General features: G+C 70.9%; 19 protein-coding genes and 1 pseudogene. 10 read left to right on the top strand and 10 right to left on the bottom strand.

Annotated features, from left to right (window positions below):
• Positions 1–49: 49 nt before the first annotated feature.
• Positions 50–577, bottom strand: a complete 528-nt coding sequence (locus tag ACZ9QC_RS19140; protein WP_472921221.1) for an aspartate carbamoyltransferase — start codon at positions 575–577, stop codon at positions 50–52.
• Positions 570–1,013, bottom strand: a complete 444-nt coding sequence (locus tag ACZ9QC_RS19135) for a MarR family winged helix-turn-helix transcriptional regulator (RefSeq protein WP_472921220.1) — start codon at positions 1,011–1,013, stop codon at positions 570–572. Before ACZ9QC_RS19135 ends, ACZ9QC_RS19140 begins: the two co-directional genes overlap by 8 nt.
• A 512-nt stretch (positions 1,014–1,525) precedes the next feature.
• Here ACZ9QC_RS19135 and ACZ9QC_RS19130 point away from each other — a divergent pair.
• Positions 1,526–3,790: an MMPL family transporter gene (locus ACZ9QC_RS19130; RefSeq protein WP_472921219.1), complete on the top strand. Its 2,265-nt coding sequence runs from the start codon at positions 1,526–1,528 to the stop codon at positions 3,788–3,790.
• Between the two features lie 883 nt (positions 3,791–4,673).
• Entirely contained in the window at positions 4,674–7,355 is a 2,682-nt protein-coding gene (locus ACZ9QC_RS19125) for a SpoIIE family protein phosphatase (protein ID WP_472921218.1), read from the top strand.
• 101 nt (positions 7,356–7,456) lie between these two features.
• On the opposite strand, the gene ACZ9QC_RS19120 is transcribed toward ACZ9QC_RS19125, so the two are convergent.
• From ACZ9QC_RS19120 to ACZ9QC_RS19105, 4 genes are all read right to left on the bottom strand, one after another.
• Positions 7,457–7,627 carry a hypothetical protein gene (locus ACZ9QC_RS19120; RefSeq protein WP_472921217.1) on the bottom strand — a complete coding sequence of 57 codons (171 nt, stop codon included), beginning with the start codon at positions 7,625–7,627 and terminating at the stop codon, positions 7,457–7,459.
• 37 nt (positions 7,628–7,664) lie between these two features.
• The gene (locus tag ACZ9QC_RS19115) at positions 7,665–8,021 is read right to left on the bottom strand and encodes a PRC-barrel domain-containing protein (protein ID WP_472921216.1); all 357 of its coding nucleotides are present in this window, start codon (positions 8,019–8,021) and stop codon (positions 7,665–7,667) included.
• 81 nt (positions 8,022–8,102) lie between these two features.
• The gene (locus tag ACZ9QC_RS19110; protein ID WP_472921215.1) at positions 8,103–8,375 is read right to left on the bottom strand and encodes a hypothetical protein; all 273 of its coding nucleotides are present in this window, start codon (positions 8,373–8,375) and stop codon (positions 8,103–8,105) included.
• 361 nt (positions 8,376–8,736) lie between these two features.
• Positions 8,737–9,033, bottom strand: coding sequence for a hypothetical protein (locus ACZ9QC_RS19105; protein WP_472921214.1), 297 nt, complete (start codon positions 9,031–9,033; stop codon positions 8,737–8,739).
• Positions 9,034–9,194: 161 nt separating this feature from the next.
• On the opposite strand from ACZ9QC_RS19105, the gene ACZ9QC_RS19100 reads away from it, so the two are divergent.
• Positions 9,195–9,704, top strand: a complete 510-nt coding sequence (locus tag ACZ9QC_RS19100; protein WP_472921213.1) for a DUF5994 family protein — start codon at positions 9,195–9,197, stop codon at positions 9,702–9,704.
• A 108-nt stretch (positions 9,705–9,812) separates the two neighbouring features.
• Here the strand turns inward: ACZ9QC_RS19100 and ACZ9QC_RS19095 are convergent, their stop codons facing one another.
• Positions 9,813–10,202 carry a hypothetical protein gene (locus tag ACZ9QC_RS19095; protein WP_472921212.1) on the bottom strand — a complete coding sequence of 130 codons (390 nt, stop codon included), beginning with the start codon at positions 10,200–10,202 and terminating at the stop codon, positions 9,813–9,815.
• 8 nt (positions 10,203–10,210) lie between these two features.
• Entirely contained in the window at positions 10,211–10,348 is a 138-nt protein-coding gene (locus ACZ9QC_RS19090; protein WP_472921211.1) for a hypothetical protein, read from the bottom strand.
• Positions 10,349–10,489: 141 nt separating this feature from the next.
• Here ACZ9QC_RS19090 and ACZ9QC_RS19085 point away from each other — a divergent pair, with 141 nt between their 5' ends.
• Complete coding sequence (locus ACZ9QC_RS19085; RefSeq protein WP_472921210.1) at positions 10,490–11,497, top strand: acyl-CoA desaturase; 1,008 nt, start codon at positions 10,490–10,492, stop codon at positions 11,495–11,497.
• 45 nt (positions 11,498–11,542) lie between these two features.
• Positions 11,543–11,947 (top strand): DUF5994 family protein, encoded by a 405-nt coding sequence (locus ACZ9QC_RS19080; RefSeq protein ID WP_472921209.1) that lies wholly within the window; start codon positions 11,543–11,545, stop codon positions 11,945–11,947.
• A 24-nt stretch (positions 11,948–11,971) separates the two neighbouring features.
• Here ACZ9QC_RS19080 and ACZ9QC_RS19075 read toward each other — a convergent pair.
• Together ACZ9QC_RS19075 and ACZ9QC_RS19070 are read right to left on the bottom strand one after the other, a co-directional pair.
• Positions 11,972–12,115, bottom strand: a pseudogene (locus ACZ9QC_RS19075) (SIMPL domain-containing protein); the annotation flags it as partial.
• Between the two features lie 284 nt (positions 12,116–12,399).
• The gene (locus ACZ9QC_RS19070) at positions 12,400–15,276 is read right to left on the bottom strand and encodes an ATP-binding protein (RefSeq protein ID WP_472921208.1); all 2,877 of its coding nucleotides are present in this window, start codon (positions 15,274–15,276) and stop codon (positions 12,400–12,402) included.
• A 357-nt stretch (positions 15,277–15,633) separates the two neighbouring features.
• Between ACZ9QC_RS19070 and ACZ9QC_RS19065 the strand changes: the two genes are divergently transcribed.
• The 5 genes from ACZ9QC_RS19065 (at position 15,634) to ACZ9QC_RS19045 (ending at position 21,974) form a co-directional block, all read left to right on the top strand.
• A complete protein-coding gene (locus ACZ9QC_RS19065) occupies positions 15,634–16,536 on the top strand; it encodes a ribosome-inactivating family protein (protein WP_472921207.1) in 903 nt (300 codons plus the stop codon).
• A 598-nt stretch (positions 16,537–17,134) separates the two neighbouring features.
• Positions 17,135–17,398, top strand: a complete 264-nt coding sequence (locus tag ACZ9QC_RS19060; protein WP_472921206.1) for a hypothetical protein — start codon at positions 17,135–17,137, stop codon at positions 17,396–17,398.
• Between the two features lie 96 nt (positions 17,399–17,494).
• Complete coding sequence (locus tag ACZ9QC_RS19055; protein ID WP_472921205.1) at positions 17,495–18,151, top strand: PadR family transcriptional regulator; 657 nt, start codon at positions 17,495–17,497, stop codon at positions 18,149–18,151.
• A 221-nt stretch (positions 18,152–18,372) separates the two neighbouring features.
• Complete coding sequence (locus ACZ9QC_RS19050) at positions 18,373–19,110, top strand: ABC transporter ATP-binding protein (RefSeq protein WP_472921204.1); 738 nt, start codon at positions 18,373–18,375, stop codon at positions 19,108–19,110.
• Positions 19,107–21,974, top strand: coding sequence for an FtsX-like permease family protein (locus tag ACZ9QC_RS19045; protein WP_472921203.1), 2,868 nt, complete (start codon positions 19,107–19,109; stop codon positions 21,972–21,974). The genes ACZ9QC_RS19050 and ACZ9QC_RS19045 overlap by 4 nt, the downstream gene beginning before the upstream one ends.
• The last annotated feature ends 260 nt before the right edge of the window (positions 21,975–22,234 follow it).

Genomic DNA, 22,234 nt, shown 5'->3' with positions numbered 1-22,234 from the left:
CCTTCGGCATTCCGGCGTCCCCGGCGGGGACCGGTCGGCTCCCCTCGGCTCAGTGTCCTGCTTCGGCGTGGTCGCCGTGGTCGCTGAGCTGTGCTTCGAACCAGTCGTGCAGGGCGTCGACCAGGGCGGGCTCGTCGGTGGTGTAGGTGAGGGTGGCGCCGTCGGGCCGTTCCCGGTAGCGCACCGCGACGCGTTCGTAGCCGTCCTGAAGTTCCGCCAGGCCCGGCATGCTGTCGCCGTGGATCCGGGCGGGGTCGCCGAAGTCTCCCTGGCCGAAGGCTTTGGCCTCCTGCTGGAGGTGGGCGCGTATGAGGTCGACCTGCTGGGCGTCGTCGGGCTGGTCGGCGACGACGTCCTGGACGCCGCCGGTCTCGCTGGGGGTGAAGTGGTGAGTGGTCGCTTCGAGGTCGAAGGGCATCACGGTGCGACCGCGTTCGGCGACCGCCTCCTGCCGATCGGTCCGCCGATCGCCGCTCTCCCGCTGTGGGTCGCCGATCAGCAGGAGAGCGGCCAGCGCCGCGCCGACACCCCCTGCGGCGATGCCCGCCGTCAAGAGTCGGCGCTTGCGGTTATGCATCCAGTGCCTCCGTCAGGACTCCGAGGGCGTGCAGTACGCCGGCTCGTTCGTGGGGCGGGATCGCGTCGAGCAGCCGGGAGAACTTCTCCCGCCGCGCGTCGGCGAGGTTGTGCGCGGCCGTCCGTCCGGAGGCTGTGAGGCGCAGGGTGACGCCGCGGCCGTCGCCGGGGGCGGGAGCGCGTTCCACCCAACCGCGGGCGGTCAGCTGCCCGACGAGCCGGCTGACGGTGCTCTTCTGCAGGCGCAGCCGACGGGCCAGTTCCACCTGCCGCAGTTCGCCCTCCTGCGCGAGCTCGCCGAGGGCGTGAGCCTCGGAGACCGGGATCGCCTGACCGCACGGGGTGCTTTCGGGCTGGTGCAGCCCGAAAGCACGGACGAAGCTCCGCAGCGCGTCTTGCAGCAGGGCGGGTTCCGCTGCTCCACCATCCTCTGGCATGGTTCGACCGTACAACCAGATGGTTCGGCGCTGCAACCAGTGTTGGGTGCGCATCACGCTGCTTCGCGGTCGGCGACTTCGCGGGCGCCTCCCGCGGCAGGGCTACAAGTCGCAAGAAGCTCGGCATGTCCACATAAGTATCTTTTTTAATGCCTATTACTTTGTGTACTGGCTGAGAGCAGGAAGCGGGGCCGCCCGGCAGAGCTGCTGGAGCGCTGGTGCGTTGGGAGCACATCCATGACCACTGACGGCTACGTGTGTAGTGGCTTGCACATGTACCTGCGGTGGGGACCGACGGGAAGCATCAGCGAGAAGCACCGCACGGCCCCGGTGCACGCGCCCGATGTGTTCCTCGGCCTCCCGGCTCCCGCCCAGCCGCTCGGTAGCGGTGCCGCCACGAGGGAAAGACAGCGGCACTCATGATGTCCACCGCAGGTTCCGGAGGTGCAGGCGGTTCCGGCGGTCCCTCCGGCCGTTCACGTGCTACACGTCCGATGAGGTGGGGCAGTTGGGTGGCCCGCCGCCGGTGGTGGGTCCTGTCCTTCTGGGCCGTGATCTTCGTTGCCTCGGGCCTCGCGTATCCCCATCTGGTCTCGACTCTCGCCGCGTCCGACTACAGCGTGACCGGCTCGGACTCCCAGCAGGTCACCCAACTGCTCGAGTCGGACTTTCCCTCCGCCGGGGCCGAGCAGGATGTGATCGTCTTCGACTCGGACACCTTGACCATCAAGGACGAGGAGTACGTCCAGGTCGTGGACCGCGTGGTGAGGGCCGTACGGGACGAGCCGGGGGTCACGTCCGTGTCGGGGCCCACCGACCCCGGCATGCGGAACGTCCTGTCGCGTGGTTCGGCGGCGGTGGCCTCACTGGGCCTGGCCGGCGACGACCGTGAGCGGGGCGATCGGGCCGCCGACCTCCAGGACGTCGTGCGGGACGCGGCGGGCGACTCCCCGGTCCAGGCCTATCTGACGGGGTACTCGCCGACTGCCAACGACCTGACCGAGGTGGAGAACGCCGACGTGGAGCGGGCCGAGTCGATCGGCATTCCGGTCGCCTTCCTGGTTCTGCTCATCGCGTTGGCCGCGCTGGTCGCCTCGTTCGTTCCCTTGATCACCGCTCTGGTCAGCCTCACGACCACCTTCGGCGTCCTCGCCCTGCTGACGACCGTGACGGTGTTCGACGCCTTTCTCCTCTCGATCGTCACGATGATCGGAGTGGGGATCTCGATCGACTACTCCCTCTTCATCCTGTTCCGCTTCCGCGAGGAACTGACCCGTGCCCGGGACGGGGAACGCGCTGACGCCGTGGCCCACTCGGTGGGTGTGGCGATGGCGACGAGCGGCCGCACGATCGCCTGTTCCGGCGCGATCGTCGCCATCGCCCTGCTCTCCCTGTTCGTGGTGGACTCGCCGCTGTTCCACGGCATCGCGCTGGGTTCCGTGCTGGTGGTCCTGTGCACGCTGGTGGTCGCCTGGACGATGCTTCCCGCGTTGCTGGCGGCGCTCGGCGAGCGTGTCAACCGCGGGGCACTGCCCCGGCGTCTGCGGCCGAAGGAGGACGTCGCGGACGTGACCGGACGGCCCGGCGGCTGGGAGCGTTGGGCCCGCACCGTTCTCGCGCGCCCCTGGATGGCCATCCCCGCCGCGGCCCTGCTGATCCTGTTCGCCCTGCCGACGGTCGGCATCAAGCTGGGCATCGACCTGGGCATCTCCGCGATCTCCGACGAGCCGTCCGGAAAGGGTGCCGCGATCCTCGCCGACAAGTTCAGCGCGGGCGCGTTGTCCCCGGTCCAGGTCCTGGCGTCGCACGAGGGCTCGGGGGCGCTCAGCGCGAGCGACCTGGCGACGATCGACTCGTTCACTGCGTCGCTGGCGAAGGATCCTCGGGTCGCCGACGTCTACTCCGTCTCGACGCTGCTCAGACAGACGACAGGGACGGTGTCCCCGCAGGCGCTGCGACAGCTGGAGCAGGATCCGGCGGTGAAGCCGCTCCTCGCTCAGACGGTCAATGTCGGCGCCGGGGGCGACCGCACGGTCATCACGATCGTGCCGAGGGCTCCCGTGGACTCCTCCGAGGCGACCGGTCTGGTGGAGGACCTGCGCGACGACGTGATCCCCGCGCGGACCGCGTCGGCCGGCCCGCACATGCTGGTGGGTGGCGAGACAGCACAGTTCGCCGACCTGTCCGACGAGACGCTCGGCAAACTCCCCCTGGTCATGGGGATGGTGCTGACGCTGACGTTCTTCTACCTGCTGTTGGTCTTCCGCTCGGTACTGCTGCCGCTGAAGGCGGTCCTGCTGAACCTGCTCGCGACCTTCGCGGCCTTCGGGATCACGACCTGGGTGTTCCAGGAAGGGCACCTGGAAGGCCTCTTCGACTTCACCAGCGTGGGCTTCGTCCAGGTCTACCTCCCGATCATGGTCTTCGCGCTCCTGTTCGGCCTGTCCATGGACTACGAGGTGTTCCTCATCGGCCGCATGCGGGAGGAGTACCTCCGCACGCACGACAACGACCACGCGGTGGCGAAGGGCCTGGCGCACACGGCGAGGCCGATCGCCGCCGCCGCGGTCATCATGACGGCCGTCTTCGGCTGCTTCCTCGTCGCCGACGTGCTCGAACTCAAGGAATTCGGTCTCGCCCTGGCAGTGGCGGTCCTGCTGGACGCGACGCTCGTCCGCCTGCTCCTGGTACCGGCGTTCATGAAGGTCGCGGGCAGGGCCAACTGGTGGGTGCCGGCGTTCCTGGACCGGCACCTGCCCCGAGTCGGCCTCGACTGATCGGTGAACGGCACCGGGTTCGACCACTGCCGGGTGTGCGCGATCCGCCGGTGCCATCGCCGTTCGAGGCGGATTACCTCACCATCGGACACGCGAAAATCTATAGTCGCTGGAGTAGACATTGGGTGGTCCCGTGGTTATGGTTTCTCTCGTAGCCCAGAGAGACAGAAGGGCCCGGCAGACACGAACTACCGGGCAGCGGTAGGCAGTTGCAGTTCGCAGGACGGTGCGGTGGTGGAGTTCCGAAGCCAGGGTTGTCGCAGGACGGCGACGGGGCTGACGACCGGACCGGGTGGCCCGCAGTGATCAGGGGCCGCCATGAGCAGTACCGCAGTGGCAGTACCCGTGAAGTCCGTAGTACCCAGCAGTGAAGTCAGTGGGCAGTACCCGTTTGGCAAGTGATTGGTTCAGAGGGAAGGACGGAGGAGCCGAGCGCCATCAGGATCGCCCGGGCGGACGTGTTGAGCCCGGGTACCGCAGGACATCGATAGTGAGGTGGTCTCCGGTCGAGCAACCGCGATCCCCGCGCCCCCGACAGCGTTTCGGTCGGGTCGGCGGACACAGAAGGCCCGCGCAGCACTGGGGCCGGCAGATGGTGTAACAGTTCCTTCGGGGCCCTGGTGCCGTACGGCACCAGGGCCCCTCCGCGCGTTCCACAGAGATGGCGGCAGACGATTTCTTCGGGCGTCTCGTTCGACCTCCCCGACTTCGCACGCACCGGCGGCACCACGGTCGTCGTACCGGCGTAGGTCCTTTTCTGCCGGGGTGCCCGGTAACTGAAGTGACAGATGTGGCTACAGAAGCGATGGACTGTGGGGCGGGCATGGACGGTTTCGAGCGCAAGCCCGTGACTGCACGAGGTGATGGATGCTAGAAAGGCCAGATGAAAGGACATTTTGTCCGAGTTGGTCATATATCGTCACTGTGGTCACTGGCGCGAAGGAACACCCGAAGCGTCGCGGGGCAGATATTCCTCCTGCAGGTGGCGCTGGTGGTGCTGCTTGTGGCATTCGCCGTCTTCGCCCTTGTCCTTCAGTCGCAGCGGCACACCGACGCCGAGGCCAAACGAAGATCCATAGCCGTCGCGCAGACTTTCGCACATTCCCCGGGCGTGCTGTCCGCACTGCAGGCCCCCCAGCCCGCGAAGGTCCTGCAGCCGCTGACCGAAGCGGGACGCAAGTCCGCGGGCGTCGACTTCGTCGTGGTCATGGACACGAAAGGGATCCGCTACACCCATCCCCTGCCGGACCGGATCGGCAAGCGATTCGTAGGAGAGATCGAGCCGTCGCTGGCGGGGAAGGTCTATACCGAAAGCGTGCGGGGCCCCCTCGGCGACGAGGTTCAGGCGACCGTGCCCATCCAGGACACGCGGGGCCAAGTGGTGGCCCTCGTTTCCGCCGGGCTGAAGGTCAAGAACGTGACCAGTCTGGTGGACCGGCAGATACCGATCATCCTGACCGCCGGTGCGGGCGCTCTCGGAGTGGCCACCGCCGCCACCGTGCTGGTGGGCAGGCGGCTGCGACGACAGACTCACAGCCTGGCACCGAACGAGATGTCCCGCATGTACGAGCACCACGACGCGGTACTGCACTCCGTACGCGAAGGCGTGCTCATTGTCAGTGGTGAGGGGCGATTGCTGCTGGCGAACGACGAGGCCAGGCGCCTCCTGGAGCTGGAGCCGGACGCAGAGGGGAAGCACGTGTCCCAGATGCCGGCCCTCGAACCCGAGATGCTGTCGTTGCTCAGCTCCGGCCGCGAGGCCACGGACGAGGTGCACCTGGCCGGGCCGCGGCTGCTGGTGGTCAACCAGAGGCTCACGGATCGCGGCGGAGGTCCCCGGGGCACCGTCGTGACGCTGCGCGATTCCACGGAGCTGCGGGCCGTGTCCGGCAGAGCCGAGATCACCGGTGAGCGGCTGAAGCTCCTCTACGACGCCGGACTGGGCATCGGCACCACCCTGGACGTGATCCAAACGGCCGACGAACTCGCCCGGATCGCCGTCCCCCGCTTCGCCGATTTCGTCACCGTGGACCTGGCCGACGCCGTATTGCACGGTGAGGAACCGGCGGCCACGGCCAAGGGAATGCGACGCGTCGCCGTATGCGGTATCCGCGACGACCAACCGCTCTACGAGAAGGGCCGGCTGATCGACTTCCTGCCCTCCACGCCCCAGGCACGCGGCTACGGCTCCGGCCGCTCGGAACTGGTGGCCGACCTGTCCACCGCGACGGGCTGGCATCTGCAGGACCCGGAGCGCACCGAGCAGATAGTGGACTTCGGCATCCACTCGCTCATCGCCGCTCCGATCCAGGCCCGCGGTGTCGTGCTGGGCATGGTCAACTTCTGGCGCTCCAAGGAGCACGATGCCTTCGACCAGGAGGAGCTCTCGCTGGCGGAGGAGCTGGTGGCTCGTGCCGCGGTCAGCATCGACAACGCCCGCCGCTACACGCGTGAGCACGCTCTGGCGGTCACCCTCCAGCGCAGCCTGCTGCCGCGGGCCCTGCCCGAGCAGAGCGCCCTCGACGTCGGCTACCGGTACCTCCCGGCTCAGTCGGGTGTGAGCGGGGACTGGTTCGACGTGATTCCCCTGCCGGGCAGCCGCGTGGCGCTGGTCGTCGGTGACGTGGTCGGCCACGGCCTGCACGCCGCGGCGACCATGGGGCGGCTGCGCACCGCGGTGCACAACTTCTCCACGCTCGATCTGCCCCCCGACGAACTGCTGAGTCATCTGGACGAGCTGGTCGGGCGCATCGACCAGGACGAGTCGTGCACGGAAAGCCCCGCCGCCGTGGTGGGCGCCACCTGCCTGTACGCGATCTACGACCCTGCGACGTGCCGCTGCACCATGGCGAGCGCGGGGCACCTGGCTCCCGCGCTGGTCCAGCCCGACGGGAAGGTCACCTTTCCCGACCTGCCGCCGGGTCCGCCCCTGGGGCTCGGGGGCATGCCCTTCCAGACCGCCGAGCTGGACATCGCCGAAGGCTCCCAGCTCGTCCTGTACACCGACGGCCTCATCGAGGACCGGACCCGTGACCTCGACGAGGGAATGGAACTCCTGCGGCAAGCCCTGACGGATCACACGGAGCGCGCGCCGGAGGAGAGCTGTCAGGCGGTGCTGGATGCGCTGTTGCCCGAACGCCCCACGGACGACGTGGCGTTGCTCATCGCCCGTACCCATGCGCTGCCACCGGATCGGATAGCCGAGTGGGACGTGCCCCCCGATCCGGCTGCCGTCGCCGGGGTGCGCGCCGCGGCGACCGGCAAGCTCGACGAGTGGGGGCTGTCCGAACTGGGCTTCAGCATGGAACTGGTGCTGAGCGAACTCGTCACCAACGCCGTCCGTTACGGCGGCGAGTCGATCCACCTGAGACTGATCTACGACAGCAGGCTGATCTGCGAGGTGGCTGACGGCAGCAGCACCTCGCCCCACTTGCGGTATGCCGCGACGACCGACGAAGGCGGCCGGGGCCTGTTCCTGGTGTCGCAGCTGACCGAGCGCTGGGGAACCCGGTACACGCCCCAGGGCAAGGTGATCTGGGCCGAGCAGGCACTACCGAACAACTGAGACGACCTTCGCCGGTTTCTGGCATCTCTCGTGCCGGGCGCCGGACCCGCCATGCCGCCCTCCTGTCATGGGGGCCTCGACACACGGTGTCGGCCCCGGCGTCAGCGGACGGGACGCCGCCTGGCACGCCGGGACACCAGCACCGTGAAGGAAATCACGGCTGCGGCGAAGACCACGATGCCGATGGCCAGGAGAAAGCCGAGGCCCTCCGCCGCCACACCGATGATCCCCAGTACGACGGCCACCAGGAGCAGCAGAAGGAAGAGCGCCATCACCGCGGACCATCTCCTCCGTGCCGTGCGCGCGTGATCACCGGCGCGCGAGCTGACGTTCGCCGGCCGCCCCGGGCCGGTACGTCATGCCGTAGTGCTGGAAGATCTCCTCCTCCCGCTCGGCCGGCAGGACGTCGTCCGTCCCGATCGACGGGGCCTTCCGTACCTGCCCCTTGGTGTAGGGGACCCGGACGTAGTCCGGTCCGAGGACCGCGTCGTCGAGGGGGACGAAGACCAGCCGGTGGCGAGTGGGCAGTCCGGTCCGGACGGTGGCCATGGCCGGTTCGTCGGTGGCGGTGTCGACGTAGACCGCTTCGAGCATGCCGATCCTGCGCTGCTTCTCGTCGACCACGTCCTGGTTGCGCCACTCGCGGATGTCGGCTGGACGGATCATGGCCTGCTCCCTGTCTGCACGCTCTGCCGGGTGGTAGGTACGAATACCCCGGCCTCCGTGTCCCAAGGCGCCCTCGCGGGGTCAGCCGCGGTTCTCCTCCTCGGCCTCCATGAGCCGTATCCCCTGATGCGTCAGCACGACCGTCGCGGGGACATCTCCATGGGCCCAACGGACCGTGACCAGTCCCTCGCCCACCAGATAGGTGCAGGCCGCGGCCAGATCGTGCTCCGGGATGTCCAACTCGTCACGCAGCCTGGCCCCGGAGACGTCCGGAAGGCCACTTCCCTCCATGTCTTCGTAGAGGGTCTTCATGATCGCTTCGCGGTGGGTTTTCCGCTGGTGCAGTGTTGCCATGGTCGCCGCCACTTGTCTGGGCTCCCGAACCGGCTCTCCGTGTTCACTCTACTCCGGGCCGTACGCCGGTAAGGGCCCACGGCCAGCGGTTTTGCAGGGCAGCGCACGGGCGGCGCGGTGGTGCGAGGTGGTGGTGCGGCGTGGTCATGGCGGGCGATGCGCCCGCGTGCGGTACGTCGCACAGCCGGACCGTGCGCGTGGTCGCGACGGGCGGATCCGGCAGCACAGGTGCGGCTGAGCGCGGCCGTTGACGACGTTTCCGGACGGATGGTCGGCCAGGGCGGCGGGTGCGCTCGGCAGGTCGCTGAACGGGGGCCACCAGGCGCCGTCCGACGCGGCGGGACCCGCAGCGGGGATCCCCCTACTGTCCCCGGTGGCTGTGTCCCGTGGACCGGCTGGTCGCCAGCCATGATCGGGCGGGTTCCGCCGCGTGGGCGGTGTCCACGGTGAGGTCGAGGCGGGTTCCTCCGTCGGGGCCCGCGGGGTAGCTGCGCTGCTCGGCGGAGCCGAAGCAACGAGGGAGGACCTCCGCGACCCGACGGGCGACTTCGGGCGAGGGGGCGACGACACGGACCTCGGCGTGGCTGGCCGAGGGGGGCCACGGACCGCATGGCGACCTCGGAGTTCGACGTGCCCGTACGGGACGTGCCGGGTTCACCCCCTCACTCCGGCAGTTGCCGCAGCTCCCGTGGGCGACCGGCGACCTCCCGGCCCGCTGTCGGGGCGCGGAGTACCGTGAGAACGAGGAAGCCACCCGGTCTCCTCGGTCCAGGTAGGCAGGCGAGTGCCATGGTCGACTCCGGCTCCGACTCCCCGCGGATGACGAGACTCCTGCCGGACGCCGTGCACCGGGCCGTGCGGCCCGGGACGGCCCTCGTGCGGCTGGAGACGACACATGACCGGCAGGGCGTGCTCGACGGGGTGTGGTGGCCTCGTTCCCGCGACATCGCCGCCGAACTCCCCAGCCTGATCGGCGCACTGACCGAGCACCTCGGGCCCATCACACGCGTCGGCCTCGACACCGGGGCGTGGGACGAACTGCCGACGCGGATGACCGTCGACGACCGAGTCGTCCACATCGACTCCTTCCCGGTCGGCGACGACACGGTTCTCATCACCCGGGGCGAGCAGGATCTCTTCTCCCTCCTCGTGGTCCCGCCGCACGCGACGCCCGACGCCGCGCGCGCTGCCATGGCCGAGGCCGTCCGCCCCGGCAGCGGGAGGCGGGCCCAGCAGATCCTCATCGACACGGGCACCGGACGAACGGACCCGAGCACTGCACAAGCCCACGGGGGCGCGGTGAAGAGCCCCGGTGAACAGTCCGGATGAACAACCCGCCGATGAAGAGCCGGGCGGGCCCCACCAGTCGCCCGCAGGGTGATCTTCACCGTGTTCGTCGCCCCAGGGACGTCATTCGGGGGGTTCCATGACGGGTCGTCACGGCCGCCGCCGGTCGTCACGGGCGCCATGACGCGTCGTCACGGCCGTCATGACCGTGATGACGCCACCATGACCGCGGCGATGCCGCACCAGCCGATGGGAAGGTGAGAACCGGCCCGCACGCAGGGCCCGCCGCCGCTCCGCGAGGGCGTTCATCAACTGGGCGGCGGCTTCGTCGAACGCCCTTTCCGCCTCTTCCAGCGCCTCGCGCGGGCTGTCCGCGAAGGTGTTGACGGCATGTCCGAGGCGGTGCGCGATCTCCTCCCGTCCGTCCGAGGGGAGCAGCGGCTCCGGGCCCGTGGCATGGCGTCCGGCGTGACCCGAGGGCCGGTCCGCGGGCTGCTGGGCGCGTGTCTGGTCGTACATCGTCGTGTGTACCGCTTCCATGGGATGAGTCACCGCCCGAAGGCGCCGTTCGCCTCCTGGGCGGCCTGCCGCGGGCTTCCGATGGCGCTGAGAAGGACGGTGACCAGGGCGCCGACCAGGGCGGTGGCCAAGGTGCCGACCAGCGGCGTCCGAGCGTCGTCCCGCACGAGGAGTACGGTGGGGAGCACGAGGGTGTGTCGTGCCGACCCGACAGGTCGTCTCCAGCACACCACCCACACCAGGGGCAGCCCGTGACCCCGGCGGTACCTCCGCCAGAGCGGCCTCATCGAGGGCAGGAGCCCTGTCCCATGCCACCCACTCCCACGCATGTCACATCTGTCCCGGCACCCCCGCTGGACACCGTCACGCCGCAGCGGACCTACGACGGCACCTCCCCCTTCCCGCCGGACGGCCCGACGCCCGCGCGCGACGGCGGGGAGCGCCTGTACGTGGCCATGACCGCGGTGATCGTCATCCTGCCGCTCGTGGCCCTCGGCCTGGCCGGCTGGCTGCTGTGGGGCCGCCTGATCCACCCCGCCGACGTCGTGCTCGCCGCCGTCCTCTACACGATCACGGGCCTGGGCGTCACGGTCGGCTTCCACCGCGGACTGACCCACGGCGGCTACCGGGCCGTCCGTCCCGTGCGCATAACGCTCGCCGTGGCCGGTTCGCTGAGCTTCCAGGGCGACGTCATCGGCTGGGTCGCCACCCACCGCCGCCACCACGCCTTCACCGACCGTCCCGGCGACCCGCACTCGCCGTACCGCTACGGCACACACCTGCGCGGCCAGTTGCGCGGACTGCTGCACGCCCATGTCGGCTGGCTGTTCCGTAACGACCGCACCCCCGCCGAGCGTTACGCCCCCGACCTCCTCGCCGACCGCGACATCCGTGCCGTCTCCCGCGCCTTCCCGCTCTTGTGCGTCCTCACGCTGGCCCTGCCCTTCGCGGCGGGCTGGGCGATCGGCGGCACCTGGATGTACGGCGTGACCGCCCTGCTGTGGGCGGGACTTGTCCGTATCGCGCTGCTCCACCACGTCACCTGGAGCGTCAACTCCCTCTGCCACGTGATCGGTGAGCGTCCCTTCCGCACCCGGCGCCACGACCGGGCCACCAACCTGTGGCCGCTCGCCCTGCTCTCCTTCGGCGAGAGCTGGCACAACCTCCACCACGCCGACCCCACCAGCGCCCGGCACGGCGTCGACCGCGGTCAGATCGACCCGTCGGCCGCCGTCATCCGCCTCCTCGAACGCCTCGGCTGGGTGTACGACGTGCGCTGGCCCACGCCGGAGCGTGTCGCTGCCCGTCGCGCCTGACGTCAACCACCCATCCGCGCATGGCAGTCGACAGGAGTCCCGCCCATGACCACCGCACTGCAACCCCCGCTTCCCCCTCACCCCGTGCTGCGCCTGCGCCTGGCACCCCACAGCGGCCTGCCCCGGGCCGTCGACGGAGCGTGGTGGCCGCGTTCCTACGACCTCCTGGTCGAACTCCCGCTTCTGCTGGCCGGGTTGCCACGGGAGTGGGGCCACGTCACCAGCGTCACCGTCAACGGGGCGGCCTGGCCCGTGACGGCCGGTCGGATGTTCGTGTCCAACCAGGTCGTACGACTGTGCAGGACCCTGGCCGCGTCCGCCCCGCCCACCGTCGTCCTGCTCGCCCCCGGCCAGGGGCGCTGGGACCTGCTGGTCGTGCCCCCGGACACGACCGAGGAGGCCGCCGAACCGCTCATGGCGGCCGCGGCGGGCACCCCTGCGGGAGGCTGACCATGAACGGCTTTGGGCCCGGGTTTCGTGGCGGGCTTGCCTGTGGGCGGGTGAATCGGGGCGCAGGGACCACCAGGGGCCGTCGACCCGTGCGAGTTCCAGGTCGGCCAGTCGTGTGGTGAGTTCGCCGAGGGCCGTGAAGTCCGTCAGCTCGGCGGTGATGTGGACGTGGGTTGACGCCTGTGCCCCTTGGTCTTCGGCGCAGGCAGGTCGTCGTGTGCCGTCTGAGGTTCACCGTGAGAAGCGGTTCCCAGACCGAGGGACACGACTGCCGCTCCAACCTACGTGCGTATCAGCTCGTTTCGGGTGATCGCTCCACGGCCGGCGCCGCTCGACGGTACGCCCGGCGAGGTAGACATGCGATCGGCTCTGCCGACGTCAGCGGCGACCTCGCGGTCCAGCGGCTCTGCTCGGCGACTCCACAGTCTTGTCGGTGGTGTTCGGCGCGTTCCTCAGGCGGGTTCGTGGGACCCGGGCTTGTCGGAGTTGGGCAGGCTGCTTTGGATGTCCTGCCGCCCGGTGCGCAGTTTCGCCAGGACGCGGGCCACGTGCTTCTCGACGGTGCGGGGGGACAGGAACAGGGTCTGGGCGATGTCCTGGTTGGTGGCACCGTCGGCGAGCAGCTTGGCGACTTCCAGTTCACGGGGCGACAGCTGGGTTCCGTAGCCGCGGCGTCCCGGTCGCCGCGACGTCTGGACACCGAGTTCGCGAAGGCGGTGTTGGCAGCGTGCGGCGTCGCCGGTCGCGCCGAGCCCGGTGAAGCCGCACGCGGCGTCGGCCAGGTGCGCCGCCGCGTCTTCGGGAGACGAGCAGGTCAAGGCTTCGCCCCGGCGTTCGGCGGCCTTGGCGACCTCGTAGGGGCGGCCGATGTCCTGCCACCTGCGCTGCGCGTCGGCGAAGTATTCGGCGGCCCGCGCCGGCTCGGTGGCGCGGAGCAACATCCCTCGGACCAGCGTCAGTTCGGCCGAGGCGGCCGGCGCGTCGCGGTCGCACAGGTCCGACTCGGCCTCCGCCACCAGTCGTTCGACCAGTGCATGGTGCCCACAGGCCAGCGCGGCCTCGGCCGCGACCGGGACGAGGTCCATGGTCCGGGTCCAGGACCTGAGTCCTCGCGACATCGACAGCGCGGGTTCGGCGATCTCCCAGGCCGCCCGCGGGTCACCCTCGGCGAGCCGGAGCGCGGCGAGCGCGGCGGCGATCCTGATGCTCACGTCCACCTCGCTCGTGCCGTCGGCGGCCTCCGCCGCGGTGGCGAAGTGGTCGTGGGCCAGGGAGCGCCGCCCCTGGGCGAGGGCGAGGTGTCCCTGGCACAGAGCCCGGTCCACGTTGATCTGCTTCACGTCGGGGTGGGCGTGCGCCAGGGCCGCGTAGTCCTCCTCCAGCCGGGTCCAGCGCCCGGCCAGCCAGTCCAGGCGCAGCTCCGCGACGCGGGGGAGGCACTCGATGCGCCCGTGGGCCGCGTGTTCGACCAGGTCCTCGACCTCGGCCAGCAAAGCGCGGGCCCGGCGGTCGTGGCCGAGCTGGATCGCCACCTCGGCGAGGGCGTACAGCGCGTAGGTGGCGTGGCGCAGCACCGCTCCGGCGGCATCTCGGCGCGGCAGCCGCTCCAGCAGCGGCCAGACGGCCCGATCGCCGTCCCGGGCCATCAGGATGAGCCGGTTGATCTGGACTGCTCTGCGGCTCGTGTCGTCGGCGCTGTCGTGGACGGCCTGCTCGGCTCGGCTCTGCCAGTCCCACGCGTGCGCGGCGGCACCGTCCTGCTCGTAGAGGGCCAGGTTGACCATCGCCACAGCCGCCTTGTGCGGCTGCGTGGCCAGCTCGTCGACGGCGTGGGCGAGCTCGCGGAAACCGGTCGGGTCGGCGCCGACGTTGAGCATGACCAGGCCGAGCCCCAGGCGGATCTCGCCCCGGACGGCGTCCGGCAGCTTCGGATCGGCCAGCACGGTCCGCAGCTCGCGGACGGTCACGGCGTAGTCGACGCCGTAGCTGACGATCCGGGCGAGCGTGAGCGCGGCCCGGGACCGCCGCCCCGTGTCCACGCGGGGTCGGTCCAGGATCTGGTGCAGGAGGAAGGCCGCGGTGCCGGTGTCGCCCAGTGCGACGGCCTGGTCGGCGGCCTGCTCGACGCGGTCGAGCCAGCCCTGATGGTCGCCGGTGGCCAGGGTGTGGTGGGCGATCTGCACCAGCGGGAGCGGGTCCTGGGTCTGGAGGTGGTCGATCGCCCGCTGGTGCAGGCGTGTGCGGCGCGGCCCGGGGATGTGCCGGTAGGCGACCTGCTGGGCCAGCACGTGACGAAAGCCGTAGAGGCCACTTGCGGTCTCGCGCAGCACGGCCGCCCGCAGCGCGTCGACCAGCCCGTCCGCGGCCTCCTCGCCGTCCAGGGCGGCGACCTCGGCCAGCAGCGTCTCGGTGGACGGCACGGCCAGGACGGCCGCCGCGTTCACGACCGCCGCACCGGCCGGCGACAGGGAGGTCAGCCGTTCGCTGACCGCTTCCCGCAGGCCGCCCGGCACCTCGGCCCGCTCCACTTCCCCGACGTCCAGGCGCGCCTGGTCCCGCAGCGTGATCAGGTCTTCCTCGGCGACCAGCGGCAGGCCCTCGCTGCGGCGGTGGAGCACCGCGCACAGCTCGGGCGTGGCCTGGGCGCCCAGCGCCGCGCCGGCCAGCTCGGCCACATCGTTCTCGGTCAGCGGTGACAGCCGGATCACCGTGCCGCTGGCGCCGGGTGACGGGCGGCAGGCGGCGCCCAGGGCCGCGGCCCCCGGCGGCAGGTCCTCGGCCCGGTAGGTGACCACCAGCGCGAACTGGTCGGGCAGGTCGCGGGCGAGCAGCAGGAGCAGCTCACGGGTGGCATCGTCGACCCAGTGCAGGTCCTCGACGACCAGGACCACCCGCCCGACCGCGTCGAGCACCGAGCGCACGGCCTGGATCAGCTGGTGGCGCGCCGCGCCCGGGCCCTGCGGCTTGGCCGGCGCCGGCGGCAGGCGGTCGGCCAGGTCCGGGAGCAGCGGGGCCAGCGCGCCGGTGGTCGGCGGCAGGGCGCCGTCCGTCAGCCACGGACCGATCTTGCCGAGCGCGTCGATCACCGGCCCGTACGGCAGGGGCTCGCGCAGCGGGTGGCAGAAGCCTGTCATCACCCGCCACCCTTGCGACTTCAGGATCGCGGTGGCCTCGCGTACCAGCCGGGACTTGCCCATACCGGCGTCGCCCTCGACCATCACCACGGCCGGCGGCTGCCGGATGGCGGCGAGCACCAGGTCGAGTTCATGGCGGCGACCGACGAACGCGAAGCCCCGCCCAAGTCCCGAAGGGCCCTGCTGGGCCGCCATACCATCACCGTCCTATACGGGACGCCCGGCTTCGGTCACGTGCAGTGACCGCTCGGGTCGAGATCATCGGCCATCCCCATCTTAATAGGGGCCCTACCCACTCAATGCGACCCCCATTGTTTCGGCCTGTCCTTCACCCGCATCGTCAATGCCATCCACACAAGTGGAAGCCACGACAACAGCGTTGTTGCCGCATGGCGCACAGCGCGAGGGGCCGAGCCCATCGAAGCGCAGCCCCCGATCACCTCCGCGTACCGGTGTCCGGTCACGTCGGAAAACGACGGCCCGCACGCCGTTCGACACAGTCCATCTCCTTCCTGGGTCGGCCCACCGACCACGCACAACGGAGCGCACACCATGTCCCGAGCACACATCTTCAGCAGGCTCAGCACATCGGCCGTACTCTCGGCGGCCCTCGCCGGCGCCGTCGTCCTCGCCGGCCTGGGCGGCAACCTCACCACCGGTGCGCAGCACCAGTCGCTGGGCGGGCACGTCCAGCTGGCCAGCGCGACGTACCCGACCGATGGCATGAGCTTCGACCTGACGAACGCCGGCCCCGACCGGTACGACGCCATGATCAACTTCATCCGCGGACGGGGCGGCAGCTGGAACCTCTACCAGAACATCCGTCTCACGGGGACGCGCGACGACTACTTCCCCGTCACCCTGCGGGTGGGCACGAGGGCGGTCACTCTGATCTTCAACGCGCGGAACCTGTACGTGACCGGCTGGTTCAACGAACAGACCCACCAGTACGTCCGGCTGAACAATGCCGGACCCGCTGCATTCCAGGGGCAGGACGGGCAGAACAGGAGCTGGCTCAGCTACGGCGACATGGAGCGTGCCGCCGGGGTCGACCGCGGTTCCCTCGGCATCACCATGAACACCATGCAGGGGGCGATCAGCGACCTGGCGGGCAGCAACAATCGGGACCAGGCGCGGGCCCTGCTCGTTCTTGTCCAGGCCCTTTCCGAGGGTGCCCGCTTCGACTTCATCTCCTACCGGGTCGGCCACGCGATGCGCAACAGCGGCATCTTCTACGCCGGGTCCTCGTCCCTCATCAACGGCGGGTCGGGCGTCATCGAGCTGACGTCCCTGGATCTGGAGAACAACTGGGGAGGCCTGTCCCAGGCGGCCGAGAACTCGACACACAACCACTTCCCCCTGAACTATCCGATCGGCAGTGGGTCTTTCACGTCGATGCAGGCGCTTGACGAGCAGCTGGCCATGGCCTTGTACATCAAGTTCCCGAACGAGTAGCCCGCTTACCGTCGCCGGGCGGTCTGCACAACAAACAAACCCCAGGTCGCTGACCTGGGGTTTCATCATGGAGCGGGTGACGAGAATCGAACTCGCGCCCTCAGCTTGGGAAGCGACGGCGCTTGCGCGGCCATAGGGCAGCTGACTTGGGCAGATTCGTTGGCAGGCGGCAGGTGTGAGGGACTGGTTGCACCGTTGAGGGCGAGGGCGCGCCCCGCGCCCTGCGGAGCGCCGGCGCCTTCGGGCCGGAGGCCGCCGCCGTGAGGCACCCCTCCGGGCCGCCCACCATCCCGTCCGTCCCGCGCCCGCCCCCTCGCGCCCGGCCACGGCGACGGTCTCCCCCACACCGCCCGCTCACGCCCCCTCCGAACGGTTCCGCGGCCACGATCGCCGCACCCACCCCGCCCGATCGCCGTCCGCCCCGTCGGCGTCGCCTTCCTCCGGACCCGCCGGACCCGCCCGTCCGGCGGCCCCCGAGCCGTCGGGGCCGCCCGACGCGCCCGCGCCCAGCGACTCCGCCTCCCTCGGGGGGTGCCGGCGGGGGAGGGCCGGGAGCGGCCCGGCCGACCTCTCCGGCTCGCCGTCCTCCACGAGCCCGGTGAAGCCCGCTCGTACTGAAACGGCAACAGAGGAGGAGCCCGCCGAGGAGTCGGGCGAGGGGGGCGAGGCGGTACCCAAGACGGACGCCCCCGGCCGCCGAGAGCTCGCCCGCGGAGCTGTCGGCGGCCGCTCACCGGACCGGCACCGAGGCTCCCCCCTCGACCTCTCCGACCGGCGGATTCCCGTGTTCACACTGGGCGTGGGGCTGGCTCTGGTGGGCCTCGGCATCGGCTTCCTCGGGGTGCGGATGCGCCGCCGCTGAGCGGCTCGCGACGGCCCGGGTCCCCCTTGAGTCGGACCTCCGGCGTCCGTCTCAGGACGCTTGTCCACGCGGACTTACTCGGTATACATACTCGGTATGTCCATCCGCCACGGGCTTCTCGCCCTCCTCGAACGCGGCCCGCGCTACGGCTCACAGCTCCGTACGGAGTTCGAGTCCCGCACCGGCTCCACCTGGCCGCTCAACGTGGGTCAGGTCTACACGACCCTCAGCCGGCTTGAACGCGACGGCATGGTCGTGCAGGACGGCGAGGACGAGGCCGGCCACCCGCTCTACGCGATCACCGACAGCGGTCGCGTCGAACTTCGCAGCTGGTTCGAGCACCCCGTCGACCGCACCAGCCCGGCCCGTGACGAGCTGGCCATCAAGCTGGCCATGGCCGTCGGGGCGTCCGGCGTCGACATCCGTGACGTCATCCAGTCCCAGCGCCGGCACACCGTGAAGGCCATGCAGGACTACACCCGGCTGAAGGCGCAGGCCCTCACCGCCGTGGAGAAGAACGGGGCCCAGGAGCGGGACGACCTCGCCTGGCTCCTCGTCCTGGAGCAGCTGATCTTCCAGACCGAGGCCGAGGCGCGCTGGCTCGACCACTGCGAGTCCCGGCTGATCCGTCTCTCGTCGACCGCCCCGGCGGCGGGGCCGGAGCCGGCCTCGCCGGGGGCGGCAGCGGGAGCGGCGGGGATGGGGGCGCGGGCGGGGGCCGGGGCAGAGGGGGCCGCACGCCACCGCCCGTGATGTCCGCCCTTCACGACCGGTCCTGAGCACCCGAACGACCGGATCCACAGGGCCGACCGAATCCACAGGGCCGACCGAGTCAACCGGCTCCACCCGACCCACCCGTAGCACCTGAAGACTCCGAACCACCCGACCAGACCCATACCGTACGCACGGCGCGCCAACGACCGTCCGTCGCACCGACGTCCGGCCGTTCGCCGGCGTACGCCCGAGGGGGAACCATGTCCACACATCAGCAGCCCGTGCTGCGTCTGCAGAACCTGACCCGCGTCCACGGCTCCGGCGCCACTGAGGTGCACGCCCTGCGCGGCGTCGACCTCGACGTCCACCCCGGTGAACTCGTCGCCGTCATGGGCCCGTCGGGCTCCGGCAAGTCCACCCTGCTCACCATTGCCGGCGGCCTCGACACCCCCACCTCCGGGCAGGTCTTCGTCGAGGGCACCGACGTCACGGCCCTCGGCATCAAGGGGCTCGCCGCCCTGCGCCGCCGCAGCATCGGCTACGTCTTCCAGGACTACAACCTCATCCCGGCCCTCACCGCCGCCGAGAACGTGGCCCTGCCCCGCGAACTCGACGGCATATCGGCCCGCAAGGCCCGCACCGAGGCCCTCGCCGCCCTCGCCGAGATGGACCTCGGACATCTCGCCGACCGGTTCCCCGACGAGATGTCCGGCGGCCAGCAGCAGCGCGTGGCCATCGCCCGCGCCCTCGTCGGCGACCGCCGGCTCGTCCTCGCAGACGAGCCCACCGGCGCCCTCGACTCCGAGACCGGCGAGTCCGTGCTGGCCCTGCTGCGCTCTCGCTGCGACGCCGGAGCCGCCGGCATCATGGTCACCCACGAGCCGCGGTTCGCCGCCTGGGCCAACCGGGTCGTCTTCCTGCGGGACGGTGCCGTCGTCGACCAGACCGTACGCAGCGACGCCGAGTCGCTCCTGAACGGCCCGGCGGCCCAGCGGTGACGACCTGGTTCCACTCCTGGCGGGCCGCGGTCCGCATCGCCCGCCGTGACGCCTGGCGCTCCAAGGGCCGCAGCTTCCTCGTCCTCGCCATGATCGCGCTGCCGATCCTGGGCGTGAGCGCCCTGGACCTGACCGTGCGCAGCGCCGAACTCACGCCCGCGCAGCGGATGGAGCGCACCCTGGGTGCCGCCGACGCTCGCTTCTCCGACGCCCGGACGGCCGGCGTGGCCATCCTGCAGGACCCCATCGGCGAGCAGCACACCCCGGCCGGGGACTACGACTCGCCGGGCAAGTCCTGGCCCGACGGCCCGACCGATGTCACCAAGACCATCCCGGCCGGTTCGACGGTGCTGACCGACAGCAGGGGCAGCGCCAAGCTGACCACCAGGCACGGTCTGCTCCAGGCCGAGGTCCGTGAGCTGGCCGCCGCCGATCCCGTCGCCCGGGGCATCATGCGGCTGCAGGAGGGCCGCTTCCCCGAGAAGAACGACGAGATCGCCGCGACCACCCGGTTCCTGGAGAGCAGCGGGCTGTCCGTCGGCTCCACCCTCACCGCCCGCGGCTTCGACCGCACCTATGTGATCAGCGGCTCGTACGAGCTGCCCAGCGACCTCACGGCACAGCAGGTCAACGCCCTGCCGGGGGCCTTCCTCGCGCCGTACGCCAAGGCGGTCGAGAAGGCCGGACTGCCGAAGCCCGACTTCTCCACCACCTACTTGGTGAAGAAGTCCGGTGGTTTCACGTGGAACACGGTCCAGGCGATCAACGTCAAGGGTGTCCTGGTCACCTCGCGCGCCGTGGCCCTCGACCCGCCCGCCGACTCCGAGGTGCCGCTCTACCAGAAGGAAGGCTGGGCCAACTACGAGAGCAGCGAGGCCGCAGGCGCCGCCGAACTCGCCGCCGTGGGCACGGTCGTCGGTCTGGCGATGCTGGAGATCTGCCTGCTCGCCGGTCCCGCCTTCGCCGTCGGTGCCCGTCGTTCCCGCCGCCAGCTGGGCCTCGTCGGCGCCAACGGCGGTGCCCGCAGCCACATCCGGGCCATCATGCTGAGCGGCGGCCTCGTCATCGGCGTCGCGGCGGCCCTGGTCGGCACGGTCCTCGCCCTGATCCTGACCTTCGCCCTCCGGCCGCTCATCGAGGACTACATGGGGCAGCGGTTCGGCGGCTTCACCGTCAAGCCGCTGGAACTGCTCGCCATCGCCGCCCTCGCCGTCCTCACCGGCCTGCTCTCCGCGATCGTCCCGGCCGTCACCGCCTCCCGGCAGACCGTCCTGGCCTCCCTCACCGGCCGTCGCGGCGTGCGCCGCAGCAACCGCGTGCTGCCGCTGATCGGCCTCGGCGCCTTCCTGATCGGCGCGGCCATCGCCCTGTACGGCTCGGTCTTCTCCGACCAGTTCGTCCTGGTCGCGGGTGGCTCGGCCATCGCCGAGCTGGGCGTGGTCGCCATGACGCCCGCCCTGGTCGGCCTGTTCGGCCGGGCCGGCCGCTGGCTGCCGCTCTCGCCGCGCCTCGCCCTGCGGGACGCCGTCCGCAACCGGGGCCGTACGGCACCCGCTGTCGCCGCCGTCCTGGCCGCCGTCGCGGGCACCGTCGCCGTCTCGACGTACGCCGCGAGCCACGACGCCCAGAGTCTGGCCGAGTACCGGGCCAGCCTGCCGTACGGGGCCGTCGCCGCGCTCGTCACCGAGGAGGGCGGCCGGGACGTCCCCGAGGTCCGCGACGCCGTGCAGCGGACGCTGCCCGTCGACGTCCGCGCCGACGTGTTCCGGATCGCAGTCGGAAAGCCCGGCTGCGCCCCGTACGGCGAGGGCGAGGGCTGTGGCCGCTTCGAAGTCGTCACCCCGCCGGCCAACGAGTGCCCGCTGTGGGTCAACACCCCCGACGGCTCCGACCCGGCGGAGAAGTACACCAAGGAGCAGCGGCGCGCGCTCGCCAAGGACTGGCGCTGCCTCACGCGCGACGGCAACGGCATCTACGTCGAGGGCGGTCTCCTCATCGCCGACGCCCCGCTCCTGAAGGTCCTCGGCATCGACGACCCGGGCGCGGCCAAGGCCCTCGCCGACGGAAAGCTCCTCAGCTTCCACAAGCCCCAGGTCGACAGGAACGGCACCGTCGGCATCAAGCTGATCACCGACCTGAAGGCCGCCGACCGCGCCGCCGAGCAGAACAAGCCGGTCCCGGGCGAGCTGAAGACCTTCCCCGCCTACCAGGTGGCCGGCTCGCCCGACTCCTACGGACTGCAGAGCGTGCTCAGCCCCGCCGCCGCCAAGGCCGCCGGGCTGACCACCGTCCCCCTCGGCGCCTTCTTCAGCACCGACCGGATGCCCAGCACCGAGGAGCGGCAGAAGCTCGACGCCGAGATCGCCAAGCTCGGCAGCAACGTCGAGCTGACCGTGGAGCAGGGCTGGGTCGACGAGAACGGGCTCGTCCTGCTCGCGCTGACCGTCTTCGCCGGCTTGGTCACCATCGGTGCGGCCGGCATCGCCACCGGTCTCGCCCAGGCCGACGCGGAGGCCGATCTCAAGACGCTCGCAGCGGTCGGCGCCCCGCCCCGGGTGCGCCGCACGCTCAGCGGCTTCCAGTGCGGTGTGGTCGCCGCGATGGGTGTGGTCCTCGGCTCGGCTGCCGGTGTCCTGCCCGCGGTCGGGCTGCGGCTCACCGAGGAGCGCGAGCAGACGCGCTTCTACCAGGACGCTCTCGACAATGGCTGGGGCGGCGCCGGTGACGCCCCGCCGTACGTGCCGATCGTCGTCCCCTGGGAGACACTCGCCGCCCTCCTGGTGGCCGTGCCCCTCGGCGCCGCCTTGCTGGCCGCGCTGGTGACCCGCTCGCGCGGGGCGCTGGCCCGCCGCGCCGCGCACTGAGCCTCCGTTGCCGGACCGTGCCCCTGGACGAGGGCGGATCACCCTCGTCCAGGGGCACTCCGTGTGGGAAAGCATGCGGCACTGACCAGGGATCACCTTCCGTTCCGGCCGTACTCCTTGGTCGGTGGTGGTGACGAGGTAGTGCCCGTCCGGAGCGATGCTGCTCGAAGCCGGCCAGCGCTTCCGGGCATCTCTACCTCTGGGCGCGACGACCGTTGCGTCAAGGCGTGCGTGCCCTCTGCGTGCCCAACCTCGGAGTC

It is taken from the genome of Streptomyces sp. HUAS MS02, assembly GCF_055702265.1.
The sequence above is the reverse complement of the archived record's forward strand: the minus strand, read 5'-3'. Positions and strand labels throughout refer to the sequence as shown.

Excerpts from the sequence above, each read along its gene's own strand:
- ACZ9QC_RS19140 (WP_472921221.1), bottom strand. The coding sequence starts at position 577 with ATGCATAACCGCAAGCGCCGACTCTTGACGGCGGGCATCGCCGCAGGG.
- ACZ9QC_RS19135 (WP_472921220.1), bottom strand. The coding sequence starts at position 1,013 with ATGCCAGAGGATGGTGGAGCAGCGGAACCCGCCCTGCTGCAAGACGCG.
- ACZ9QC_RS19125 (WP_472921218.1), top strand. The coding sequence starts at position 4,674 with ATGAAAGGACATTTTGTCCGAGTTGGTCATATATCGTCACTGTGGTCA.
- ACZ9QC_RS19120 (WP_472921217.1), bottom strand. The coding sequence starts at position 7,627 with ATGGCGCTCTTCCTTCTGCTGCTCCTGGTGGCCGTCGTACTGGGGATC.
- ACZ9QC_RS19115 (WP_472921216.1), bottom strand. The coding sequence starts at position 8,021 with ATGATCCGTCCAGCCGACATCCGCGAGTGGCGCAACCAGGACGTGGTC.
- ACZ9QC_RS19110 (WP_472921215.1), bottom strand. The coding sequence starts at position 8,375 with ATGGCAACACTGCACCAGCGGAAAACCCACCGCGAAGCGATCATGAAG.
- ACZ9QC_RS19100 (WP_472921213.1), top strand. The coding sequence starts at position 9,195 with ATGACGAGACTCCTGCCGGACGCCGTGCACCGGGCCGTGCGGCCCGGG.
- ACZ9QC_RS19095 (WP_472921212.1), bottom strand. The coding sequence starts at position 10,202 with ATGGAAGCGGTACACACGACGATGTACGACCAGACACGCGCCCAGCAG.
- ACZ9QC_RS19085 (WP_472921210.1), top strand. The coding sequence starts at position 10,490 with ATGCCACCCACTCCCACGCATGTCACATCTGTCCCGGCACCCCCGCTG.
- ACZ9QC_RS19080 (WP_472921209.1), top strand. The coding sequence starts at position 11,543 with ATGACCACCGCACTGCAACCCCCGCTTCCCCCTCACCCCGTGCTGCGC.
- ACZ9QC_RS19070 (WP_472921208.1), bottom strand. The coding sequence starts at position 15,276 with ATGGCGGCCCAGCAGGGCCCTTCGGGACTTGGGCGGGGCTTCGCGTTC.
- ACZ9QC_RS19065 (WP_472921207.1), top strand. The coding sequence starts at position 15,634 with ATGTCCCGAGCACACATCTTCAGCAGGCTCAGCACATCGGCCGTACTC.
- ACZ9QC_RS19055 (WP_472921205.1), top strand. The coding sequence starts at position 17,495 with ATGTCCATCCGCCACGGGCTTCTCGCCCTCCTCGAACGCGGCCCGCGC.
- ACZ9QC_RS19050 (WP_472921204.1), top strand. The coding sequence starts at position 18,373 with ATGTCCACACATCAGCAGCCCGTGCTGCGTCTGCAGAACCTGACCCGC.